Below are 6,222 nucleotides of genomic sequence, written 5' to 3' on the forward strand. Positions count from 1 at the left end.
CGGCGGAACCCTTACGCGTGTCCGCCCGTACCCGGCACCGGGAAGGCACCGGAGGCGCGCCGGGTGATCTCGCCGTAGATCTCCGGGTCGGTGGTACAGGCGCCCAGCTCCACGGACTTGCGGGTGCCGTGGTAGTCGCTGGAGCCGGTGGTGAGGAGCCCGAGTTCGGCGGCGAGCCCGCGCAGCCTGGCGCGGGTCGGCCCGTCGTGGTCCATGTGATCGACCTCGATACCGTCGAGCCCTGCGACGGCGAGCCGCGCGACGGCCGACTCGGGCACGACCTCGCCGCGCTTGACGGCCTGCGGATGGGCGAAGACGGTGACGCCGCCCGCGGCCTTGACGAGGCGGATCGCCGCGAAGGGGTCGAGTTCGTGCTTCTCGGCGTAGGCGCGTCCGCCGTTCGCCAGCCACTGCGGCGTGAAGGCGTCGGAGACCGTCTCGACGACGCCCAGTTCGACGAGGGCGGTGGCGATGTGGGGCCGGCCCAGGGAGGCGTCACCGGCGATCCGGGCGACCTGCTCCCAGGTGATCGGGACGCCCAGCTCCTGGAGCTTGGCGACCATGGTGCGGGCGCGCGGTACCCGGTCGTCCCGTACCAGCTCGCGCTCGCGCAGGAAAGCGGGCTCGTCCGGGTCGAAGAGATACGCGAGCAGATGCAGCCCGACGCCGTCGAGCCGGCAGGACAGCTCGGCGCCGGTGACCAGGGTGAGCGGCCGGTCGAGCCCCGGGAGCGCGGCGATCGCCTCGGCGTGGCCGCGGGTGGAGTCGTGGTCGGTCAGCGCGACGACGTCGAGCCCGGCGGCCGCGGCGTTACGGACCAGTTCGGCGGGGGTGTCGGTGCCGTCCGAGGCGGTGGAGTGGGTGTGCAGATCGATACGCACGACGCGGACTCCGGGGCTCGGGACGGGCAGGGTGTAAGGACCCTGGGGGACGCTCAAGGATAACGGCAGCCGTCCCCCGTCCCGTACGCCCCCCGCACGCCCCCCGTAACACCTCCGAGCGCCCGGCCCGGCGCTCTCGGTCGAGCAGCCCTCTCAGTTCCCTCTCAGTTCCCTCTCAGTTGAGCAGCCGGGGGGAGAGCGCGCCGCAGGGCAGCAGTTCCATCTCCGTGCCCGCTTCCCGCAGATCGGTCAGGACGAGTTCGTCATAGAGCAGCAGCCCCGACTGCTCGGGCCAGACGACCGCCCACAGCCAGAGTCCGAGCGCCTCGCCCACGAAGACGGCGCGGTCCTGCGGTGCCTGCGGGAGGTGCCAGAGCGGGGTGGGCCGGCCGGCGGCCAGGAGTTTGGTCTGCGGTGGTTCGTCGACACTGATCATGGCCCCCGGGTCGGGGCCCTCGATCCCCGCGTAACGCGCCCCGAGCCCGACGCCCAGCTCCTCGGCGATCAGCAGCAGCTCACCGCTGCCGCCGAGCGGCCCTGGACCCGAACAGGCCACGACGGTGGCCCGGCCGCCGCTGCGGTCGTCGCCCGCGTACGCCACGCCGGTGAACAGCCAGCCGACGGGCAGCGGCCAGGGCATCCAGACCGGGACCCGCGCACGGTGCACCACGACACCGAGGGCCTCGACGCTGGGCGGTATCACGGGCTGGAGCGGATACACGGTGCCGTGCACGTCGCACTGCCAGGAGTCGGCGAAGAGACCGGGCGCCCTGACCCGGCCACCGCACTTCGGGCAACTGGGTTCGCCCCTCATAGCGCCCCACGGTCCTCCGCGACCGTCGTCGCGTCAAGGACGATCACCCGTCCGGCCCGAGGTGTCACGGAGCGGGGTAGATGCAGCTTGCACTTATTAGCTCGGCTAACTTAATATGTGCATACACCACCCATCCAGCCGTCCCTCCAGTCGGAGAGCGAGGAGACCCCTCATGCGCGCAGAGCCGGGCGAAGCAGGCCGAGAAGATCCGTTCGACGAGGGGGCGTCCGGGCTGTTGCACCAGCCCAAGGCCGTCTGGGCCACGGCCGGAGCCTCCGTCGTCGCCTTCATGGGCATCGGGCTCGTCGACCCGATCCTGCCGTCCATCGCCAAGGGACTCGACGCCTCCGCGAGCCAGGTCTCCCTCCTCTTCACCTCCTACTTCCTGATCACCGCCGTCGCCATGCTGCTCACCGGCTGGGTCTCCAGCCGGATCGGCGGACGGGCCACCCTGCTCGTGGGCCTGGCTCTGGTCGTCGTCTTCGCCGGACTCTCCGGTACGTCGTCCTCCGTAGCGGAACTGGTCGGCTTCCGGGCCGGCTGGGGCCTCGGCAACGCGCTCTTCGTCTCCACCGCGCTCGCCGTCATCGTCGGCGCGGCGGCCGGGGGCTCGGCGGCGGCCATCCTGCTGTACGAGTCGGCGCTCGGCCTCGGTATGGCCTGCGGGCCACTGCTCGGCGCGCTCCTCGGCGACGCGAGCTGGCGCTACCCCTTCTTCGGCACCGCCGCGCTGATGGCGATCGGCTTCGTCTGCATCACGGCGTTCCTCAAGGAGCAGCCCAGGCCCGCGCGGAAGACCTCGCTCCTCGACCCGATCAGGGCGCTGGGCCACGGCGGGCTCGCGTCGGCCGCCGCCGCCGCGTTCTTCTACAACTACGCGTTCTTCACGGTCCTGGCGTTCACGCCCTTCGTACTCGACATGTCGCCGTACCGCTCGGGCGCGGTCTTCTTCGCCTGGGGCCTGCTGCTCGCGGTCTTCTCCGTCCTGGTGGCGCCCCGCCTCCAGGCGCGCTTCGGCTCGCTGCGGGTGCTGGGCGGCTCGCTCGTCCTGCTCGCCGCGGACCTGGTGGTGCTCGGGTACGGGAACCACACCGCGGCCGTCGCCGGCACGGTGGTCTCCGGCGCCTTCATCGGCCTGAACAACACCGTCTTCACCGAACTGGCGCTCGGTGTCTCGGACGCGCCCCGGCCGGTGGCGAGCGCGGGCTACAACTTCGTCCGCTGGTTCGCCGCGGCGGCGGCGCCCTTCCTCGCGCCGAAGATCGAGGAGTGGACCAACGTCCATGTCCCGTTCCTGGTGGCGGCGGGGGCGGCGGTCACCGGCGCCGTCGTCGTGGGGGTACGGCGCACCGCGCTGAGCCACCGGGCCGAGGAACTGCGCCCCGCGCACGCGACGGAGGACGGCGTCGGGGTCTTCGCCAACTGACCGTCACGCATGCCGTCACGAGTACGGATACGGGTGCCGGTACGCGTACGAGTACGGGTCCGGGTCAGTCCAGCGCGACCGAACGCCGCAGCGGATCACGCAGATCCGTACCGCGCGCGAGCCAGCGCTCCTCCAGCGCCGCCGCGCCCCTGACCCGCTTCCACGCCGCCTCGTTGGGCGTCATCGGCAGCAGCGGCAGGAACCGTACGGGCTCCAGGGGCGCGTCCAGCTCCAGGTCCGGCACCAGCCCACCGGGCTCCCCCACCAGTACGGAGTGGAACGGCGCCTCCGGCCACAGCGGCCCGCCCACGTCGAGCGAACCGCCCGGCGCCACCACCACGCCCTCGACCTGCGGCGAAGCGGCCAGCACCGCGAGGGTACGGAGCACCTGGTCGGTGTCGGCGAGCCCGGCGCGTACGGAGAGGACCAGCTCGGCGCGCGGGCCGAACGGCTGGGGCGCCGCGAAGCGGCTCAGTGAGGGGTGGCGGTCGGGCGAGGGGCCGGCCTCATCGGCGAGGAGCTCGGACGGGTCGGCCATCGGCTGCGCGGACATCCCGAGCGTGGCGTACCGCACGACGTCGGAGCCGTCCAGGAAGCGCAGGACCTCGATACGGTCGGTGCCCAGAAAGGTCACCGCGGCGCGCGCGTCCGGTTCCCCCAGGGCCGTGCGGAGCCGCGCCTCGACCAGGGCGAGAATTTCTTCCATACGGCGAGCATAGATCGCGTAAGGATTGGGCAAGAGGTCAGTTTGGCCCTGAGGCTGCTGATAGGCTAGGCCGCCGGTCGGGACAGCACGCAGAAGCGTCGCTCTCCAGTCCCGACGACACGTCATCCCCCACGGGGGACAGACTGGAGGAGGTGGGGCTGCGGTGGACCGAAGTCACCCGGCCAGTACCAGCCGCTCTTCCGCCCGCGCCGCGTCGCGTCCCTCCCGGTGAACTGAGACCTTCTCGGTGCACTGACACTTCCGGGACCCGCCGACCGCCCGCCGCACCGGGCCCGGCCATGGCATCTCGCACGACGGAAGAGCACTTCTCGATCGCCGGTGTTTATTCCTGTCATTAGCGAACGCCGTCACCGCGCGCCCCGCGGTGCCGCCCGCTTTGCGGACGTCACTCAACACGTCCCCATTCCGGGCTGTGCCACGCTCCCGCCGACGGCCTCTCCGTAGAGGAGCCCCGCCATGTCGATGATCCGTGACCTGCGCGCAGCGGTCCGCCCGTCCCTGCGCAAGAGCAACACCGCCTACGGCACGTACGACGGCTACGACGCCACCCGTGACCCCTCCGCCTCCAGCGCGGTCGTCGACTGCGCGGTCTACCGCGACGGCCGGCGCGTCAGGGAGGACCCCTGCCTGACCCCGCGCGAGGCGATGCTGCGCGTCCGCGAGGGCGGCGGCTTCGCCTGGATCGGACTGCACGAGCCGACCGAGGCGGAGTTCGCGGGCATCGCGGCCGAGTTCGGGCTGCACCCGCTGGCGGTGGAGGACGCGGTCCACGCGCACCAGCGGCCCAAGCTGGAGCGGTACGACGACACGCTGTTCACCGTCTTCAAGACGATCCACTACGTGGACCACGCCGAACTGACCGCGACCAGCGAGGTGGTCGAGACCGGTGAGGTGATGTGCTTCACCGGCCGGAACTTCGTGATCACCGTCCGGCACGGCGGCAAGGGCTCGCTGCGCAGCCTCCGCCACCGCCTGGAGTCCGACAGCGAACTGCTGGCCAAGGGCCCCTCGGCGGTGCTGCACTCCATCGCCGACCATGTCGTGGACGGGTACATCGCGGTGGCGGCGGCCGTGCAGGACGACATCGACGAGGTCGAGATCGATGTCTTCTCCGCCCCGGCCAAGGGCGGCTCGCGCGGCGCGGACGCCGGCCGTATCTACCAGCTCAAGCGCGAGGTGCTGGAGTTCAAGCGCGCGGTCTCCCCGCTGCTGCGGCCGATGCAGTTGCTGAGCGAGCGGCCGATGCGGCTGATCGAACCCGACATCCAGAAGTACTTCCGCGACGTCGCCGACCACCTCGCCCAGGTGCACGAGGAGGTCACCGGCTTCGACGAACTCCTGAACTCGATCCTCCAGGCCAACCTGGCGCAGGCGAGCGTCGCGCAGAACGAGGACATGCGCAAGATCACTTCATGGGCGGCGATCATCGCCGTACCGACGGCGGTCTGCGGGGTGTACGGCATGAACTTCGACCACATGCCGGAGCTGAAGTGGCGGTTCGGCTACCCGCTGGTCCTCGGCGTCATCATCACGACGTGCGTGATGATCCACCGCACGCTCAAGCGCAACGGCTGGCTCTGAGGCTCCGGCCGGGAAGGCCGCCCGTGGCTGCCGAGCACCCCGGTGACGGCGGCTCAGCTCGTGAGGAGACGGCTGTCGAAGCCTCGGCGAGGAGGGCTTCGTACGCGGCACGCACGTCCTCCGGAACGTACCGGCCGGGCCAGGTCGTGGCCCTGGACACCACGGCCCTGCCGGTCATGGTCCGCGACGGGGCCTTCGGCGACCCGGTCAAACCCTCACCTGCGCCCTGGAGTATCACGTCGTACCGAACGGGGCAGGCCCGGCGGCGGTCGCGCGGCCGGAGACCGGGCCGGCCGAGGAAGCCGGCAGTCGGCTCACAACTGACCACCGCCTCGCCTTCTCCCACTCACACTCGGCTGGGATCCGGCCGGGTCGTCTCACCGAACGTCCAGCAGCACCTTCCCCTGCGCGCGGCGCCGGTCGAGTTCGAGCAGAGCCTGCGATGCCTGCGCCAGCGGGAAACGCCGCCCGAGCACGGGCTGAAGCTTGCCGGCCCGCAGGAGCGGCAGGAGCGCGGCCCACTGCTCCTGCAGATAGGAAGGCCGCTCCTCCCAGAACGCGCCCCAGCCGACCCCCAGGACGCTGAGGTTGTCGCGCATGAGGCTGTCGACGTTGATCTGGGCAACGTCGCCGCCCGTCGAGCCGATGACCAGAAGGCGGCCCTCGCGCGTGAGGCTGCGCAGCGAGCCGTGGGGGCGGGGGGCGGCCCCCCCGGGCCCCCCCCCCGCCACCCCCCCCACCCCCCCCCCCACCCCCCCCCCCGGCCCCCACGCGGCGGCGCCGGCGCCCCCCC

The 6,222-nt window shown here is 71.9% G+C and carries 6 protein-coding genes; 2 read left to right on the plus strand and 4 right to left on the minus strand.

Features of this window, described 5'->3' with window-relative positions; all coding sequences use genetic code 11:
• Positions 1 to 11: 11 nt before the first annotated feature.
• Together ACIQ7D_RS13005 and ACIQ7D_RS13010 are read right to left on the minus strand one after the other, a co-directional pair.
• Positions 12 to 881, minus strand: coding sequence for a PHP domain-containing protein (locus ACIQ7D_RS13005; protein ID WP_403936749.1), 870 nt, complete (start codon positions 879 to 881; stop codon positions 12 to 14).
• Positions 882 to 1,056: 175 nt separating this feature from the next.
• Complete coding sequence (locus ACIQ7D_RS13010) at positions 1,057 to 1,695, minus strand: DUF6758 family protein (RefSeq protein WP_403936751.1); 639 nt, start codon at positions 1,693 to 1,695, stop codon at positions 1,057 to 1,059.
• 172 nt (positions 1,696 to 1,867) lie between these two features.
• Between ACIQ7D_RS13010 and ACIQ7D_RS13015 the strand changes: the two genes are divergently transcribed.
• Positions 1,868 to 3,121: an MFS transporter gene (locus tag ACIQ7D_RS13015; protein WP_403936753.1), complete on the plus strand. Its 1,254-nt coding sequence runs from the start codon at positions 1,868 to 1,870 to the stop codon at positions 3,119 to 3,121.
• 64 nt (positions 3,122 to 3,185) lie between these two features.
• Here ACIQ7D_RS13015 and ACIQ7D_RS13020 read toward each other — a convergent pair whose 3' ends face one another.
• A complete protein-coding gene (locus tag ACIQ7D_RS13020; protein ID WP_403936755.1) occupies positions 3,186 to 3,827 on the minus strand; it encodes a suppressor of fused domain protein in 642 nt (213 codons plus the stop codon).
• A gap of 477 nt (positions 3,828 to 4,304) precedes the next feature.
• On the opposite strand from ACIQ7D_RS13020, the gene ACIQ7D_RS13025 reads away from it, so the two are divergent.
• Positions 4,305 to 5,429 carry a magnesium and cobalt transport protein CorA gene (locus ACIQ7D_RS13025; RefSeq protein WP_403936757.1) on the plus strand — a complete coding sequence of 375 codons (1,125 nt, stop codon included), beginning with the start codon at positions 4,305 to 4,307 and terminating at the stop codon, positions 5,427 to 5,429.
• Between the two features lie 377 nt (positions 5,430 to 5,806).
• Here the strand turns inward: ACIQ7D_RS13025 and ACIQ7D_RS13030 are convergent, their stop codons facing one another.
• The gene (locus tag ACIQ7D_RS13030) at positions 5,807 to 6,160 is read right to left on the minus strand and encodes a zinc-binding dehydrogenase (protein ID WP_403936758.1); all 354 of its coding nucleotides are present in this window, start codon (positions 6,158 to 6,160) and stop codon (positions 5,807 to 5,809) included.
• Positions 6,161 to 6,222: the final 62 nt, after the last annotated feature.

Origin of the sequence: Streptomyces sp. NPDC096310, from assembly GCF_044763125.1 — a bacterium.
Taxonomy (GTDB): domain Bacteria; phylum Actinomycetota; class Actinomycetes; order Streptomycetales; family Streptomycetaceae; genus Streptomyces.